This window comes from Amycolatopsis balhimycina FH 1894 (assembly GCF_000384295.1).
In the GTDB taxonomy this organism is placed as follows: Bacteria; Actinomycetota; Actinomycetes; order Mycobacteriales; family Pseudonocardiaceae; genus Amycolatopsis; species Amycolatopsis balhimycina.
In genome coordinates this window covers 10,260,602-10,276,645 of record NZ_KB913037.1, presented here as the reverse complement: position 1 = coordinate 10,276,645, position 16,044 = coordinate 10,260,602, and the positions used below count along the sequence as shown (strand labels likewise).

Genomic DNA, 16,044 nt, shown 5'->3' with positions numbered 1-16,044 from the left:
ATTCCTTTCCTCAGATGAGCTGACGGCTGTCCGCGACGAGCGCGGCGAGTTCTTCGGTGTAGGCGGTGACATAGGCGTCCGCGACCTCGTCCGGGACGAGGGACCGCAGGTGGTCCACGGCCAGCAGGATCCGGCCCGACGCCGGGTCCTGCACCAGCGCGACGCCGAGCGCGAAGTTGGTCGGCTCGTAGCGCATGTCCGGCTCGCAGCCGATCCGGTCGTCGACGATGCTGGTGGCCGAGCCCGCGAGCCGTCCGAGGGCGTGGAACCGCAGGAACGCGAAGCACGCTTCGAGCCGCGGGCCGGCCATGAGCCGGGCGAGCCGCGCGAACGGCACCCGGCGGTGCGGCAGCAACGCGACCTCGTCCTCGTGGACCGAGCGCACCAGGTCACGCTCGGTGCAGTCCACGACCAGCGGCACGGTGTTGAGGAACAACCCGTAGGCCTCGGTGCCGCTGCGCTCCTCCAGCCGTCCGTTCACCGAAAGCCCGGTGGTGACGCGGTCGCGGCCGGTGATCCGGGCCAGCGCCCGCACGTGCGCGGCCAGGCCGACGGCCTTGACCGGGACGCCTGCCGCCGCCGCGATCGCGGCGAGCTGGGCCGGGGCGTCCGGCAGCACGCGCTCGAGGGTGCGCGGGATCTCCGCCGTCGCGGCCGCCGAGTCCGTCCCGGACGACCAGAGGGCGCCGTTCGCGCCGGTGAGGCGGTCCCGCCAGAACCGTTCGCTCTCCGCCGACGCCACCGCGGCCTGTTCGGCGGCGACGAAGTCGCGGAACGTCGACGCGGGTGGCGGGGCGGGCGGCGCGTCCGGGTCGGCGTGCCGTTCCAGGATCTCGGTGAGCAGGGACGTGAAGCTCCAGCCGTCCAAAATGGAGTGGTGCTCGGCGATGGTCAGCTGGAACACGTCGTCGGCCAGGCGCTGGGCCACGACCCGGAACAGCGGCGGGGTACGCAGGTCGAAGCGCACCGCGCACAGTCCGTCGAACACCTCGGTCACCGCGTCCCGTTGCGCGGCTTCGGAAAGACCTCGCAAGTCGGCCGTTTCCACCGGTGCCGGGGCTTCGGCGTGCACGAGCTGCATCGGCTGCCGGTAGCCGATCACGTCGAACGTCGTCCGCAGCACCGGGTGCCGGGCGATCGCCCCGGCGACCGCCGCGCGCAGGGCGCGTTCGTCGAGGCGGCCGGCGACCCGGTAGCTGTTGACGTTGTGGTAGCCGCCGGCGTCGCCGGACAGCTCCATGTGGTAGATCATCCCGAGCTGCATCGCGGCCATCGGATAGGCGTCGACGACGTCGCCGGGCAGCTTCGCCAGGTCCTTTTCGGACAGTCCGGCGAACGGCCGGGACGCCGGGGTTTCCCCGGCACACGGCTTCAGCAGCGGCGCGAGGGCGGCCGGCGTCGGCGCGCCGAACAGGTCCGGCAGGGTGAACGTCCAGCCGCGGTCCCGCAGCTTGCCCGCCAGGTGCACCGCGCGGATGGAGTCGCCGCCCAGGTGGAAGAAGTTGTCGTGCACCCCGGCGCCCGGGACGCCCAGCACGTCCGACCACAGCTCGGTGAGCAGCCGCTCCCCCGGCGTGCTCGGCGCGGTGTACGCGTTCGCCGCCCGTGGCGCGGGCGCCGGCAGCGCCGCCCGGTCCAGCTTTCCGTTGACCGTGACGGGCAGCCGGTCGAGCACGGTCACCGTCGCCGGGATCATGTGCTCCGGCAACGACTTCGCCAGGTGTGCCCGCAGTTCGGCGTGATCGGGGCCGCCGGTGACGTAGGCGGCCAGCCGGTCGTCGTGCACGGTGACCGCGCAGGCCCCGACCGCGGGGTGCGCGCCCAGCGCGTGCTCGATTTCGCCGAGCTCGATGCGGAAGCCGCGGATCTTGACCTGGCTGTCGCACCGGCCGACGTACTCCAGGCCACCGCCCGCGAGCCGGCGCGCGACGTCGCCGGTGCGGTAGAGCCGGGCGCCCGGCACGGGCGAGAACGGGTCGGGCAGGAAGCGCTGTGCGGTGAGCCCCGCCCGGCCCCAGTAGCCGTGGGCGAGCGCGCCGCCCCCGATGTACAGCTCCCCCGGCACCCCGGCCGGGCACGGCCGCAGCCACTCGTCGAGCACGTGGGCGCTCAGGTGCGGCAACGGCGTGCCGATCAGGCTGCGCTCGAACCCGGCCGGCCCGGGCACGTCGTGGGTGGTGACGTGCACGGTGGTCTCGGTGATGCCGTACAGGTTGCACAGCGGCGCGGACGACGCGTGCGCGAACCAGCGGCGGACCACCGCCGGGTCCAGTGCCTCGCCGCCGAGCATCACCTGCCGCAACGCCGGCAACGCGCGAGGTGTCGTCCGAAGCTCGGTTTCGAGCTGACGCAGGGCCGAGGGTGTCTGGCAGAGCATGGTCACGCCTTCGTCCGCGAGCAGCGCGGTGAACGCCTCCGGCGACCGGCTGACGAGGTAGGGCACGAGGACCAGCCGGCCGCCGTGGTGCAGCGGTCCCCACAGCTCCCAGACCGTCCAGTCGAAGGCGTAGGAGTGGAACAGCGTCCAGACGTCGGTCTCGGTGAACCCGAAGTGCGCGTGCCCGGACGCCATCAGCCGTCCGGCGTGCTCGTGGGCCACGGCGACGCCCTTGGGCCGGCCCGTCGAGCCGGAGGTGAAGATCAGGTACGCCAGATCGCCGGGCCGGACCGGCACCCGCGGCCGGTCCGCCGAGTACGCGGAGACGTCCCTGGCGAGGTCGAACACCGGCCACGGCCCGTCGGTGCCCTGGTCGGTGACGACCAGCCGCACCCCGGTGTCGCCGAAGACGAACGCGGCGCGGTCGTCCGGGGCGGCCGGGTCGACCGGCACGTACGCGGCACCGGCCTTCAGCACGGCCAGGATGGCCACGACGATCGCGTCGGTCCGGTCCAGCAGCAGGCCGACCCGGTCGCCGGGCCGGACGCCGGCCTCGATCAGGGCGTGCGCGAGCCGGTTGGCCCGCCGGTCCAGCTCGGCGTAGGTGACGCTCGCGCCGCCGAAGGTCACCGCGGGGCGGCCCGGGAACCGGTCCACCGAGTCCTCGAAGGATTCGTGCAGGCACCGCGGCTGACTGGCAGTGACGGCCACCGGCCACACCGGCTCCAGGTCGATCTTCCACAGTGGACTGTCCGGTTCGGACAGCACGGCGGTCAGCAGGGCCCGCCAGTGCGTGGTCATCCGGTCCACCGTGGCGGCGTCGAACAGGCTCGTGCGGTACTCGACCTCGCCGCGCAGCTCGCCGTCGTCGAAGGTGGACCACGTGAAGTCGAACTTGCTGGTGCCGTTGTGGTGCACCCGCCGGGTCGCGGTGAGGGGCCCGAACCGCAGCGGCGCGGGGTCTTCGGCGTGCGCGCCGAAGACGACCTGCACCAGCGGTGCGTGCCGGGGCGTGCGTTCGAGGGCCAGCGCGTCGACCACGACGTCGAACGGCACGTCCAGGCAGGCGTAAGCGTCGAACGCGGTGTCACGCACGTGCTCCACGAGGTCGCGGAAGCTCGCCGCGCGGTCGATCTTCAGCCGCAGCGGCAGGATGTTGACGAAGTAGCCGATCAGGTCGGCCAGCTCCGGCCGGTCGCGGGTGGTCACCGGGGTGCCGACGACCAGGTCGGCCGCGCCGGTGTAGCGGTTCAGGAGCGCGGCGAACGCGGCCAGCTGGACGACGAACGGCGTCGCGTCCTCCTCGGCCGCCAGCTCGCCGATCCGGGCCGCGAGCCCGGCCGGGAGCGCGAACTCCCGGGTGTCCCCGGCGAAGTCCTGCTGTGCGGGCGCTTCCCGGTCGGTGGGCACCGCGAGGCGTCCGGGTGCGCCCTGGAGCTGCTCGCGCCAGTAGGCCAGCTGGTCGTCATGAACCACGGCCTCGGCGGCGTAGCCGGCGTACTGGGTGGTCAGCTCGGGCAGCACGGGCTCGCGGCCTTCGACGGCCGCGGTGTAGAACTCCGCCAGCTCCCGCTCGAACACCCCGGCCGACCAGCCGTCCCAGACGATGTGGTGCACGACGAGGACCAGCGTCGTCGCGTCCACCAGCGTCGCGCGCAGCAGCGGCCCGGTGGTGAGGTCGAACCCGGCGGTCAGCTCGGGCTCACCCCGGTCCAGCGGGATCCGGACGTCGTCGTGGACCGTCTGCTGTGGACCGTCGGGGCCGAAGGAGAACGTGGTGCGCAGGACTTCGTGCCGCCGGACGATCCCGGCGATGCTCCGCTCGAGGACGTCCGGGTCGACGGCTGCGTCGAAGGTGAACACCCAGGGCACGGTGTAGGCGGCGGAGCCAGGGTTCCAGCGATCGAGGAACCACAGGCCGCGCTGGAGCCCGGAAACCGGAGAGGTGCGGCCGGTCATGCCCGCACCTCCAGCCGCTGGGCCAGCGCGCGGACGGTCCTGGCCGCGAACACCAGCCGCGGCGCGACCCGGGTGCCGGTCTCGGTGGACAGGCGCAGGGCGACGCGGACCGCGGCCAGGGAGTTGCCGCCGAGCCGGAAGAAGCTGTCGTCCATGCCGACCGCGTCGACTCCGAGCACCTCGGCCCACACCGCCGCGACCAGCCGTTCGGCCGCGGTGACGGCCGGCTCGGCCGGCACCACCACCACGACGCTCTCCGGGGACGGCAGCGCGGCGCGGTCCAGCTTTCCGTTGGGTGTCAAGGGAAGCGTGCCGAGCGCGGTGACGCTCGCCGGGATCATGTAGTCCGGCAGCAGCGTGGCGAGGTGGTCGCAGACGTCCTGGTAGCCGGGCGGGGTGTCCCGGGCGACGAGGTAGGCCGCGAGCCCGCCGGCGTGCGCGACCACGGCGCAGTCCTTGACACTCGGGTGCCGCGCCAGCGCGGCGGCGACCTCGCCGGGCTCGACCCGGAAGCCGCGGATCTTCACCTGGTCGTCGGCGCGCCCGGTGATGGTCAGCGTGCCCGCCGGCGTCCGGCCGCCGACGTCGCCCGTGCGGTACATCCGCGAGCCGGGTGGGCCGAGCGGGTCGGGCAGGAACCGTTCCGCGGTCAGGCCCGGCTGGCCAACGTACCCGAGGGCCAGCCCGTCGCCGGTCGCGTACAGCTCCCCTTCGGCCGACGGCCGGAAGCCGTCGTCGAGCACGCGGACGTCCTTGTGCGCGACCGGGACGCCGATCGGGATCGACGGCGTGCTCAGGTCGGCGTCGGCGACGACGTGGCAGGTGGTGAAGCCCATGCTCTCGACCGGCCCGTAGCCGTTGACGATCCGCACGTGCGGGTACCGCTCGCGCAGCCGCGCCACGTGCGCCACCGAGGCGCGCTCACCGCCGGTGAACACCACGCGCAGGCCGGCGAAGATCGCGGGGAACTCGTCGACGAGGAAGTTGAACAGGCTGGCCGACAGCTGCAGCTGCGTGACGCCGTGCCGGGCGACGAGCCCGGTCATCGTCTCGGGGTCCGGCCGCTGGCCCGGGTGCAGCACGCAGGTGCCGCCGAACAGGAGCGGGCCATACACCTCCAGGCCGAAGGCGTCCCAGGACACCGGCGAGCACTGCAGCCACACCTCACCGGGCGCGAACAGCGCGTAGTCCTGGTCCAGGTACGTCGCGGCGAGGGCGCGGTGCGACGCGGCGACGCCCTTCGGCCGTCCGGTCGACCCCGACGTGAACATCACGCACGCGACCGCCTCGGCCGTGACGGGAAGGCCGAGGTCGCCTTCGGCTCCTTCGGCCGCCGCGACGAACTCGCGGTCCACGACCAGGCGGGCCTGGACCGCGGCGATCGCGTCCGCTCGGCGGGCTTCGGGCAGTTCCGGGTCCAGCAGCGTGTACCCGGCGCCGGCCTTGAGCGCGCCCAGCAACGCCACCACCAGATCGGTGTCACGCTCGATCGACACGGCGACCACCGCACCCGCGGTCACGCCGTGGGCGCGCAGGCGCCGGGCGACGCGGTTGGCCCGCGCGTTCAGCTCCGCGTAGGTCAGTTCGTCGTCGCCGGAGACCAGGGCGACGGCGGCCGGGCTCCGGCGGACCTGCCGTTCGAACAGCTCGTGCACCGGCAGGTCCGGGCCGGCGGCGACCGGCGCCCGGAGGAGGCCGTCCGGGTCGGTGACCAGGTCGGTCACCGCCGTCCGCCAGGCCTCGCCGAGCGCCGCGAGGGTCGCGGCTTCGAACAAGTCGGTGTCGTACTCGATCCGCCCGGTGAAGCCGGTCCCGTCGTCCTCGACCGACCACGACAGGTCGAACCGGGACAGCTCGTTGACGTGCAGCCGCCTCGACAGCCGCGCCTCGCCGAACGGCAGCGGGCTCGGGTCGGCCGTGTGCATCTCGAAGACCAGCTGGAACAGCGGGTTCCGCTCACCCGACCGCTCCCCCAGCACCCGGCTCGTGATCTCTTCGAGGGGAACGTCCTGGTGGCGGTAGCCGTCGAGGGCAACGCCGCGGACGTGTTCGAGCACGTCCCGCAGGGTCGCCTCGGGCTCGATGCGGAACCGCAGCGGCACGAGCGTGATGAAGTAGCCGATGAGCGCGTCGAGCTCGGGGCGTTCGCGGACGCTGACCGGGGTGCCGAACACGAGGTCGTCCGCGCCGCCGGTCCGGTGCACGGCCAGGACCAGCCCGGCCAGCAGCACCATGAACGGCGTGGCGTCGGCGTCCCGCGCGAACTCCCGGACCGCGGCGGCGAGGCCGGCGTCGAACGCGAAGCGGTGGTAGCCGCAGATCTGCGCCGGTTCGGCGGGTCGCGGGTGATCGGGCGCCAGCGCCGGGCGGTCCGCCACGCCGCGCAGGTGCTCGGCCCAGTAGGCGAGCTGCGTCTCGGCGATCCCGTTGTCCTGCAACCACTTCGCATAGTCGGCGTACTGGACGGCCAGGTCCGGCAGCCGCGGCGCGCGGCCTTCGAGCAGCGCGGTGTAGCACTCGCGCAGCTCGCGGTCGAGCACGGCGAGGGAGCCTTCGTCCCAGACGATGTGGTGGAAGACGAGCACCAGGCTCGCGGTCGTGGCCGACGTCCGGACCAGGCGCGCCCGCAGCAGCGGCCCGGTTTCGAGGTCGAACGGCGTCCGGGCGTCGGCCGCGATCAGCCCGGCCGGGTCGGCGGCCTCGGTGATCCGGAACGGCACCTCGAGCCGCGGGTGGATCACCTGGCGCGGCAGGGTTCCGGTGACCTCGAACGTCGTGCGCAGGGTCTCGTGGCGGTCGACGACCTGCTGGAGCGCGGTTTTCAGCAGGTCTCCGTCCAGCAGGCCGGTGAAGTCGAACACCCAGGGCACGTTGTAGGTGGACGTGCCCGGCTGCCAGGCGTCGAGCAGCCAGAGCCCGCGCTGGAACCGCGAGAGCGGGGCTTCGGCGGCCGGGGTGCGGACCGGGCCGGGACGTTCTTCACCGGCGCTTTCATGCAGCGCGGCGGCGAAGCTCTCGAGGGTCGGCGCGTCGAAGATGCGGTACGGCGAAACCGGGCCGAACACTTCGAGCACGCGCCCGGCCACGCGGACCGCGGTGAGCGAGTCGCCGCCGAGGTGGAAGAAGTTGTCGTCGAGGCCGACGCGCGGTACGCCGAGGACGTCGGCCCAGATGGCGGCGAGCAGCTGCTCGGCCGGGGTGCGCGGGGCCCGGTAGCCGGTTTCGACGCGAGCCGGTTCCGGCAGGGCGGCGCGGTCGACCTTGCCGGCGGCGGTCAGCGGCAGCTGTTCGAGGGGCGTCACGCTGGCGGGGATCAGGTGTTCCGGCAGGGATTTCGCGAGGAAGTCCCGGATTTCCGGATAGCCGGGCGGTTCGGCCTTGGCGACGACGTATGCGGCGAGCTGGGTGCCGTTCGCGGACTCGTGGGGCACGACCGCGCAGGCGGCGACGGCCGGGTGCGCGGCCAGAGCGTTCTCCACCTCGCCGGGCTCGACGCGGAAACCGCGGATCTTCACCTGGTCGTCGGCGCGGCCGAGGAACTCCAGTTCGCCGTCCGCGGTGCGGCGGGCGCGGTCGCCGGTGCGGTACATCCGGGCGCCCGTGAACGGGTCCGGCACGAAGCGCTCGGCGGTGCGGCCGCCGTCGCCGAGGTACCCGGCCGCGAGGGAGGAGCCGCCCAGGTACAGCTCGCCTTCGTCGACGGGCCGCAGGTGCTCGTCGAGCAGGTGGGCGATCCGGTCGCCGACCGGGGCGCCGACGGTGACTCCCTTGCCGGGCCGGACTTCGTGCACGGTGGCGGTGATCACGGCTTCCGTCGGGCCGTAGGCGTTGAACAGCCGGACACCGGTACGCTCCAGCCAGGTCGCGGCCGCGGCCGGGGAGAGCCGGTCGCTGCCGGAGATCATCGTCCGCAGCGACGGCGGCACCGCGCGGCCGGCGCCGATCGAGGCGACGAGGTCGTGGAAGTAGCCGGCGGCGACGTTCGCGACGGTGACCCGTTCGGTTTCGAGCAGCTGCCAGAACTCCTCGGCGGACAGGAGCTTCGCCTCCGGGACGACGAGGCAGGCCCCGGTGGTCAGCGCGGTGGTGATCTGCTCGACGGCGACATCCACTGTGGACCGCGCGAAGTGCAGCACGACGTCGTCGGCGCGAAGGCCGAAGCGGGCGGAGATCGCCTCGACGTGCGCGGCCAGCGGCCCGTGCGCCACGGCGACCGCCTTCGGTTCGCCGGTGGTGCCCGAGGTGTGGATGAGGTAGGCGAGCTGCTCACCAGTCACGGGCGCGGCGACACTTGCCGGCTTCAGGACCTTCACCTCGCCGCCGTCCAACAGGAGCCGGACCCCGGCCCGCTCGATCAGCCGCTCGGTGCGCCCGGCGGGCGCCGCCGGGTCCAGCGCCAGGTGCACGCCGCCGGCCCGCCAGACCGCCAGCAGGCCGGTGACCTGGTCGAAGCGGTCCGTGCCGCGCACCGCGACCACGTCACCCGGCGCCGCGCCCGCGGCGGCCAGCCGGGCCGCCACGGCCGCGACCAGCTCCTCGAGCCCGCCGTAGGTGAGCACGCGGTCGCCGCGGCGCAGCGCCGGGCGGTCCGGCCACCGGGCCGCGATCCGCGCGACGCGCACCGGCACCGCGACCGGCGGGCCGGTCAGCTCGCCGAGGTCGAAGGAATCGATCGTCACGGCCGGTTTCTCGTCCTGCACCGACATGCTGGGCTCACCCCGAACTGACCACAAAGGACGGACACGGAACCTGCTGGGCCCGGGTAACCCCGTGCCACTGAGGAAAATCTAAGCGGTGGGAACGGCCTCGACCGGCAGCTGAAGCGGCAGTTGCCCGGCAGGCCAGACGTCGTCGGCCGCCAGCGCGTCCGGGCGGTACTTGCCCAGCGCGCTGATCAGCAGCCGGGCTTCCAGCGCCAGCGCCGCCACCAGCCGCTCCAGGCCGTGCGAGCGGTCTTCGTCCACCGCGACCAGTGCTGCCCGGCCGAGCGCCGCCGCGCGAACGCCCAGCGCGAGGGCCTTGACCACCCGCGTGCCTTCCCACATCCGGCCGCCGGCGAGCAGGCAGCCCTCCGGCGGCCCGATCCGGCGCAGGCACTCGGCCAGCGGCAGCCCGACGTGGCCGAGGAAGGCGGTGGGCGCCCAGCCCGTCCCGCCTTCCGCGCCGTCGACGGTGACCGCGTCCGCGCCCGCCGCCCACGCGACCCGGGCGGCCTCGGCGACGTCCCGGCCAGGCGGCAGCTTCACCCAGACCCGGGCGCGCGGGAAGTTGTTGCGCATCAAGCGGATCTGCTGGCGCAGGATCTCGCCGGTGAAGGTGCCGGGACTGCCGGAACGCAGGGTGTGTTCAGCCGAGCCGATGTCGGTGAGCGCGTACTGGCCGTCGACGCGCGCCGCCGCGGCCGCGTCCAGCAGCGTCATCCCGCCGAGGCCCGGTTTGGCGCCCTGCCCCACCTTCAGCTCGAACCCGAGCCGTCCCCCGTCGAGCAGCGGCGACGCCGAGGGATCGCTGTACACGAGGTTCCAGACCTCGGCGTCGGCGTCCTCGGTGCTCTGCTGGACCACGACGCCGCCGAGCCCGTCGGGCACCTCGCCGGCGTAGGCCCGGACGCGGATGAGCAGGGCGTTCGCGTACCCGTTGACCGGCACGACGTTCTCGCCGAGCACCATCGGGATGCCGAGCCGCCCGGCCTGCCGGGACGCCGCCATCGCGAGGTCGCCGCCGCCGAGCCGCGTCGACCCGAACGCCGAGAGCAGCAGCGGCAGCGGCGAGGCGAACCCGCCGATCACGGTGGCCAGGTCGACGTCGGTGAACAGTGGCTCTCGGCCCAGCTCGATCAGCTTCTCCAGCCGCAGCGGCACGAACACCGGCGGCACCAGCCTGGCCCGGTCCAGCTCGTCACCATCGGCGGCCGCGGCACCGAACACCTCGTTGCCGTAGGCGGACTCGGCCGGGAACACCGCGGCGGCACCCCGCGCGGCGCGGTCCCGGACGGCGGCCTCGGGAAAGCCGGCGGCCCTCACGGCGCCACCAGCCCGGGGACCTTCGGGTAGGCGTTGACCCGCCACACCGCGTCGAGCCCGGTGAGGAACCGGACGAGCCGCTCCAGGCCCAGCCCGAAGCCCGCGCTGGCGGGGATGCCTTCGCGGACCATGTCGAGGTACCAGCCGTACTTGGCCGGGTTCTCCCCCGTCTCGCGCATCCGCGTGACGATCCGGGCGTAGTCGGACTCCCGTTCGCTGCCGCTGGCCAGTTCGCCGAACCCGCCGGGCGCGAGGAGGTCGAAGTTGCGGAGGATGCCGGGTTCGGTCGTGCTTTCCCGGTCGTAGAAACCGCGAGAGCCCTTCGGGTAGTCGTCGACGAAGAACGGGCGTCCGGTGGTCCGGGACAGCAGTTCCTCGCCGGTCCAGTCGATCTCCGCGTCCGGGCTCTGCGGGTGGCCCAGCTCGTGCAGCCGGGCGACGGCGGCGGCGTGCGTCATGCGGCCGAACGTCCCGGACAGGACGCCGGCCAGCGTCGTGAGATCCCGGCCCAGCCCGGTCAGCTCGCCGGGGACCGTCGCCAGCACGTGCTTCACGACGTGCGTCAGCAGCCGTTCGGCGACGTCCTGGGCCTGCGCCCGGCTCGCGCCCGCCAGCTCGACGTCGATCTGGTGGAACTCCGCGAGGTGCCGCCGCGTCGAGCACGTCTCCACCGGCTCCGCGCGGACGTTGGGCGCGATGTAGAAGATCTTCCCGAAGCCGAGCAGCGATGCCTGCTTGTAGAGGATCCCGCTGGTCATCAGCTTGTAGCGGTGGCCGTAGTAGTCGACGTCCAGCTGCTTCGAGCCGCGGACGCCGGGGTCGGTCACCGGGCCGATCACCGGCGGCAGCAGTTCGGTGAACCCCTCGCCGCCGAGGAACTCGCGGACCGCGACCAGCACCTGGTGCTGCACGCGCAGCGCGCTCTGGGTGACGGGTGAGGCGAGGTGCACGGGCAGCGGCGGTGGCAGCTCCCCGTCGTAGGTGTCGTTCATAGCGCTCCTCCGGGTCCGGCCCCGGCCCGGGCGGGCCGGGGCGTGTCGAACTTCCGCTCCACGTGGCACAGCGCGGACAACAGCTCCGCCGAGCCGGTCCGGGACGGCCGCACGCCGCGAGCCGGCGGCCGGATCGGCAGGCCGCCGGTGTCCGCCCACTGCAGGCGGCCGGCGGCGTCGAGGTAGCTGCGTGCCCGGCCGGCGTTGTCCGGGTGCAGGCAATAGGGGATGTCGAGCAGGCCGCGGGCGAACGCGGCCGGCAACGTTCCGGCGAGGTCGTCGCCGAGGTCCAGGACGGCTTCGACCAGCGTCGACGCCTCTTCGTGCAGACCGGTGCCGGGGGCTTCGGCTCCCGCCCGCGGGGTTTCGGCTGCGACGCGCGCGGCGAGTTCGAGCGCGTCGACGTTCTCCTGGACGGTCGGGATCCGGTGGGCTTCGGCGGCCGTCTTCACGATCAAGCGGGCCGCGCCGGACCGCACCGCGAGCCGCGCGGCGGACGCCAGCAACCGGGCGGCACCGTCCGGCGTCCGCGGGTAGACGCCCATGTAGGCGTAGAGCACCACGTGCCACTCGACACCGGGCAGGTGCCGCGCGGCCAGCCGGCGCAGCGCCCGCACCGCCTCCTCGTCCTGCGCCGGGTCGGTCTGCTGCGCGTAGCTCAGCGAGACGCTGCGGATGCCGTGGCGGGCGAAGAACATCGCCTCCAGCACGCTGATCGCGACCAGCATGCTCGGCGGGCAGAGCTGGCCCAGCATGCAGCCGCCGAAGGTCTCCAGGTGCGGTACGCCGTCCACCGCCGTCAGCCGGTCGCAGGCCGCCACCCAGTGCCGCACGGCCGTCCGCAGCGGGGTCCGGCTGTAGGGCAGGCAGTACGACACCGGCCCGCCCTCGGTCGCGTCGAGACCGGACGCGACCAGCGTCCCGACGATGTCCCGCGGCCGGGCCGAACCGTGCCGCACCTGCACCGGGAACTCCGGGCCGACCACGCCGTCGAGCATCGCGCGGGTCACCTCCGGGCCGTGCGTGACGAGCGGGAACCCGTTGAGCGGAGTGCCTTCGGCCAGCGCCCGGGCCGCCGCGGCGAGATCGCCGACGCGGGTGTAGCTGTCGAGGGTCAAGGTGCCGACCGTGGTGGCCGCGGCCGCGCGGGTGCCCAGCAGGCCGGCCCGCATGGCCGACGGCGTCGCGAACCCCATCCGCGGCTGGACGACCAGGCGGCCCGCCGCGTGCTCCCGGGCGACGAACGCCCCGAACGGCACCGTCACGACGCCACCCCCACGGCGAGAGCGGCGAGGTACCGGCGGAAGGCCCCGATGTCGCCGTCGCCGAAGACGCGGTCGAACCCGGCCGCGCACAGCCGGAGCTCACCGGCCGCGCCGCGGGTGCCGTCGACGCCGAGCTTCCCGCCGATGACCAGCGCCGTGCCGGCCAGTTCGGGCAGCGCCCGCAGCCGGGGTGCCAGCCGCAGGCCGTCGGCGTGGCCGTGCCCGTTGACGGTGCTGATCACCACCACGTCCGGCCCCAGCCGGCGGCACTCGCCGACCACCAGGTCGTCCGGGACGCACGCGCCGAGGTTCGAAACCGCGAAGCCGAGTTCTTCCAGCAAAAGCTGCAGGTACACGAGGTTCCACGTGTGTGCGTCGGAGGCCGTGCTGCTGACCACCGCGACCGGGCGAAGTTCCGAAGTCACGATGCCGAACCTAGGAGCGGAACCGGGGCCCGACCGGCAGTTCGGGCGGCAGTCCTTGCGGCAAGTGCGGCGAGAACACCGGCGACGCCGAAACTGCCGCCGCACTGCCGCACCGCCTGCCGCCGCGCGGCCGCGTCGCCGCTTACTGTGCCGATAGTTACTAATCCGACCACAGTCACGGCCGAATGGCTTCGTAGCAACGGTTACGTGCCGCGCGGGGGTCGGCCTACTTTTGGCCGGATTAGTAACGTCGGCTCACGAGCGAATCGGGTGGTTCCACAGTGGACACCCGCGGCGGTGCGGTGAAAGGACATGCGATGGGTTCCCTGGGCGTCAAAGAATTCCTGCCGCTCGACTGGGTGGTCGGACCCGGCGAGCCGGCGAGCGCCGAAGTGCGCGGGCTGACCGGCCTCTCCGAGGCCGTGTCCTGGCTCGCCGCGGCGGCGCCGTCGCTGCGGGCGGCGTTGCACCGCCACGGCGCGGTGCACCTGCGTGGCCTGCCGATCGCGAGCGTCGAGGACTTCGGGCAGGTGCGCGACACGCTGATGCCGGCCCGCACGCCGTACCGCGAGAAGGCGACGCCGCGCAGCGACTTCGGCAACGGCGTCTTCTCGTCGACCGATCTCCCGGCCGCGCAGCGGATCCGGATGCACAACGAGAACAGCTACACGCTCACCTTCCCCGGGCTGCTGATGTTCTCCTGCCTGATCGCGCCGCCCGAGGGCGGGGCGACGCCGGTGGCGGACGTCCGGCAGGTGCTGCGCGCGCTGCCGCCGGAGCTCGTGGCGAAGGTCCGCGCGCACGGCTGGCTGCTGAACCGCAGCTACTCCGAGCACATCTCGACCGACTGGCGGACCGCGTTCGCCGCGGCCACCCGGGACGACGTCGAACGCTACTGCGCCGAGAACCTGATCGCGTGCCGCTGGCAGGACGACGGGCACCTGCGGACCAGCCAGCTGCGGCCCGGCGTCATCAGCCACCCGGTCACCGGCGAAGAGGTCTGGTTCAACCACCTGGCCTTCTGGAACGAGTGGTCCCTCGACGAAGAGCTGCGGGAGACGCTGATCGACGAGTTCGGCCGCGAAGACCTGCCGTTCAACACGGCGATCGGCGACGGCAGCCCGCTGACGCGCGAGGAGATGGCGGCGCTGGACGCCGCCTACGACGCCGCGACGGTGCGCAAGCAGTGGCAGCCGGGCGACCTGCTGCTCGTCGACAACGTCCTGGCGACCCACGGGCGCGACCCGTTCCGCGGGGACCGCAAGATCGTCGTCGCGATGGGCGAGCCCGTCGACGTCGCCGGCTGCGCGCCCACCGTGCGCCCGGCCGCGAGCGGAGCCCGCTGATGGCCGGCCTGCTCACCCGCTTCCACGCCGCGGTCCGCCGCTCCCCCGAGCGGATCGCCGTGCGGGACACCGCGGCCACGCTGACCTTCGCCGAGCTGGACCGCCGGACCGCAGCGCTGGCCGGCGCGCTGCGCGCCCAGGGCGTCGGGCGCGGCGACCGGGTCGGGGTCGCCCTCGGCCGGGGCCGCGACCTCGTCGTGGCGCTGCTCGCCGTCTGGCGGACCGGCGCCGCCTACGTGCCCCTCGACCCGGCCTACCCGGCCGACCGGCTGGCCTTCATGGCCGCCGACGCGGAGATCCGGGTCCTGGTGTCGGCGACGGCCGTGCCCTGGCTCCCGGCGGACGCGGTCGTCGTCGCGCCCGGCGCGGAGGGCCCGCTTGCGCCCGACACCGCCGTTTCGGACCTCGATCCGGCGTACGTGATCTACACGTCCGGCTCGACCGGCCGCCCGAAGGGCGTCCCGGCGCACCACGGCGCGGTGGCCACGCTCGTCGCCGCGCTGGAACAGGCGGGCATGTACGCGGCCGGGCCCCGGGTCGTCGCCTGGAACGCCAGCGTGTCGTTCGACGCGTCCGTGCAGCAGTGGGCCCGGGTGTGCCGCGGGGACACCGTCGTGGTCCTCGACGACGCCCACCGGACCGACCCGGCCCGGCTGGTCGCGTGGCTGGACGAAGGCGGCGTGACCGACCTCGACCTGACGCCGTCGCACTGGACGGCGCTGCGCGAGCACCTGCCCGGCCGCGCGGTGCGGCTGTTCATCGGCGGCGAGCCGATCCCGGAGCCGATGTGGCGCGAACTGGCCGAAAGCGGGCTGGAGGCGCTCAACCTCTACGGCCCCACGGAGTCCACAGTGGACGCCACGGCGACCTGGGTCACCGGGCCGGCCCCGCACATCGGCGTCCCGCTGGCCGGGATCCGGGCCCACATCCTCGACTCCGCCCTGCGTCCCGCGCCATCGGGCGAGCTTTACCTGTCCGGGCCCCGGCTCACGGCCGGGTACCTCGGCCGGCCGGGCCTGACCGCCGGCCGGTTCGTGCCCGACCCCTTCGGGGAGCCCGGCTCGCGGCTGTACCGGACCGGCGACGAGGTCCGCTGGTCGGCGGGCGGGACCCTGGAGTTCCTCGGGCGGCTCGACCGCCAGGTCAAGCTGCGCGGCTACCGGATCGAGCTCGGCGAGATCGAGGCGGTGCTGCGGGACTGTCCCGGTGTCACGTCCGCCGTGGTCGTGCTGCGCGACGAGCAGCTGGTCGCTTACCACGTGGGCGGCGGCGAACTCCGCGAGGCGGCCGCCGCGACGCTGCCGGAGTACATGGTGCCGGCCGCGTTCGTCCGGCTCGACGAGCTCCCGCGCACGCCGAACGGCAAGCTCGACACCGCGGCGCTGCCCGCACCGGAAGCCGGCTCCGGCGGCCCGGCTCCCAGCGGGCCGGTCGAAGAGCTGATCGCGGACGTCTGGTCGGAGGTACTGGGCCGCGACGGCGTCGGCGCCGACGACGACTTCTTCGCCCTCGGCGGGCACTCGCTGGTCGCCCTGCGCGTGGTCGCCCGGCTGAAGAAGAACTTCGGCGTCCCGGTGTCCACGAAGGACGTGTACCGGCACCCCAAGCTGGCCGACCTCGCCAAGCACGTCTCGGCACTCGCCACGACCTGAAAGGA

Annotated in this window: 8 protein-coding genes; 2 read left to right on the top strand and 6 right to left on the bottom strand. The window is 73.8% G+C overall.

What is annotated here, in order from left to right; all coding sequences use genetic code 11:
• Positions 1-10 precede the first annotated feature (10 nt).
• The 6 genes from A3CE_RS52980 to A3CE_RS0147280 all read right to left on the bottom strand — a co-directional run bounded on the left by A3CE_RS52980 (position 11) and on the right by A3CE_RS0147280 (position 13,041).
• Complete coding sequence (locus A3CE_RS52980; RefSeq protein WP_020647143.1) at positions 11-4,336, bottom strand: non-ribosomal peptide synthetase; 4,326 nt, start codon at positions 4,334-4,336, stop codon at positions 11-13.
• A complete protein-coding gene (locus A3CE_RS53885; protein ID WP_020647142.1) occupies positions 4,333-9,042 on the bottom strand; it encodes a non-ribosomal peptide synthetase in 4,710 nt (1,569 codons plus the stop codon). The genes A3CE_RS52980 and A3CE_RS53885 overlap by 4 nt, the downstream gene beginning before the upstream one ends.
• Before the next feature lie 81 nt (positions 9,043-9,123).
• Positions 9,124-10,359 (bottom strand): glutamate synthase-related protein, encoded by a 1,236-nt coding sequence (locus A3CE_RS52970; protein WP_020647141.1) that lies wholly within the window; start codon positions 10,357-10,359, stop codon positions 9,124-9,126.
• Positions 10,356-11,351, bottom strand: a complete 996-nt coding sequence (locus tag A3CE_RS0147290) for an asparagine synthetase A (protein WP_020647140.1) — start codon at positions 11,349-11,351, stop codon at positions 10,356-10,358. Before A3CE_RS0147290 ends, A3CE_RS52970 begins: the two co-directional genes overlap by 4 nt.
• Positions 11,348-12,616 carry a hypothetical protein gene (locus tag A3CE_RS0147285; protein ID WP_020647139.1) on the bottom strand — a complete coding sequence of 423 codons (1,269 nt, stop codon included), beginning with the start codon at positions 12,614-12,616 and terminating at the stop codon, positions 11,348-11,350. The genes A3CE_RS0147290 and A3CE_RS0147285 overlap by 4 nt, the downstream gene beginning before the upstream one ends.
• Positions 12,613-13,041 (bottom strand): cobalamin B12-binding domain-containing protein, encoded by a 429-nt coding sequence (locus A3CE_RS0147280; RefSeq protein WP_020647138.1) that lies wholly within the window; start codon positions 13,039-13,041, stop codon positions 12,613-12,615. The genes A3CE_RS0147285 and A3CE_RS0147280 overlap by 4 nt, the downstream gene beginning before the upstream one ends.
• A gap of 317 nt (positions 13,042-13,358) precedes the next feature.
• Between A3CE_RS0147280 and A3CE_RS0147275 the strand changes: the two genes are divergently transcribed.
• Together A3CE_RS0147275 and A3CE_RS0147270 are read left to right on the top strand one after the other, a co-directional pair.
• Positions 13,359-14,387, top strand: a complete 1,029-nt coding sequence (locus A3CE_RS0147275; RefSeq protein WP_020647137.1) for a TauD/TfdA family dioxygenase — start codon at positions 13,359-13,361, stop codon at positions 14,385-14,387.
• On the top strand, positions 14,387-16,039 hold the full coding sequence (locus A3CE_RS0147270; RefSeq protein WP_020647136.1) for a non-ribosomal peptide synthetase: 1,653 nt from the start codon (positions 14,387-14,389) through the stop codon (positions 16,037-16,039). Before A3CE_RS0147275 ends, A3CE_RS0147270 begins: the two co-directional genes overlap by 1 nt.
• The last annotated feature ends 5 nt before the right edge of the window (positions 16,040-16,044 follow it).

What these genes read in the sequence shown, in the direction of transcription:
- A3CE_RS52980 (WP_020647143.1), bottom strand. Translation starts at nt 4,336, where the DNA reads ATGACCGGCCGCACCTCTCCGGTTTCCGGGCTCCAGCGCGGCCTGTGG.
- A3CE_RS0147275 (WP_020647137.1), top strand. Translation starts at nt 13,359, where the DNA reads ATGGGTTCCCTGGGCGTCAAAGAATTCCTGCCGCTCGACTGGGTGGTC.
- A3CE_RS0147290 (WP_020647140.1), bottom strand. Translation starts at nt 11,351, where the DNA reads ATGAACGACACCTACGACGGGGAGCTGCCACCGCCGCTGCCCGTGCAC.
- A3CE_RS53885 (WP_020647142.1), bottom strand. Translation starts at nt 9,042, where the DNA reads ATGTCGGTGCAGGACGAGAAACCGGCCGTGACGATCGATTCCTTCGAC.
- A3CE_RS0147270 (WP_020647136.1), top strand. Translation starts at nt 14,387, where the DNA reads ATGGCCGGCCTGCTCACCCGCTTCCACGCCGCGGTCCGCCGCTCCCCC.